The organism is Rhizobium sullae (assembly GCF_900169785.1).
Classification (GTDB): domain Bacteria; phylum Pseudomonadota; class Alphaproteobacteria; order Rhizobiales; family Rhizobiaceae; genus Rhizobium; species Rhizobium sullae.
Window position 1 is genome coordinate 1 of the sequence record NZ_FWER01000168.1, and the last position, 807, is coordinate 807.

1 protein-coding gene is annotated in these 807 nt (G+C 61.3%); it reads left to right on the plus strand.

Annotation, left to right across the window (positions count from 1 at the left end):
• A partial coding sequence (locus BN1800_RS39560) for a sulfatase-like hydrolase/transferase (protein ID WP_179214038.1) occupies window positions 1-753 on the plus strand: 753 nt, incomplete at its 5' end.
• Window positions 754-807: the final 54 nt, after the last annotated feature.

Consider the following 807-nt stretch of genomic DNA (forward strand, 5'->3'; position numbering starts at 1 on the left):
GACGAGCTGGGGATCGCCGACAACACGATCGTCGTCTATACGACGGACAACGGTCCGAACCAGTGGTCATGGCCCGACGCCGCGACGACGCCATTCCGGAGCGAGAAGGACACCAACTGGGAGGGCGCGTTCCGCGTTCCCGCCATGATCAAATGGCCGGGCCGCATCCAGCCTGGGCAGGTCTCGAACGGCATCATGTCCGGCCTAGACTGGTTGCCGACGCTGCTTGCGGCGGCGGGCGATCCCGATGTCAAGAGCCGCCTGCTGAGCGGCTGGAAGCCGGAGGGAAGCGCCGTCAGCTTCCGCAACCATCTCGACGGCTACAACCAGCTCGACTATCTGACAGGCAAGACCGACAAAAGCGCGCGTCACGACTTCTACTACTTTGACGACGACGGCGAGCTGGTTGCGACCCGCTTCGACGACTGGAAAGTCGTCTTCAAGGAACAGCAGCTTCCCGGCGGCTTTGCCGTCTGGCAGAACCCGCTCGTCACTTGGCGCATTCCGAAGCTCTTCAACCTGCGGATGGATCCCTACGAGCGGGCCGACGTCGTCTCCGACCAGTACAACGATTGGCTGGTCCGCAACGACTATCTGTTGGTCAAGGGTCAGTTGCAGGGAGCGGCTTTCCTGGAAACATTCGTCAAATATCCACCGAGCCAGCGAGTCGCAAGCTTCAACATCGAAGGAGTGCGCGACCAGGTCGACAAGGCGATCGACCAGTCCTTCAAGGATCGTGGCATCGAGAAGTAGCACGATATGGGCGCGCCATGTCTCGGCGCGCCCATCCCTGTCAATCGTAGAGAG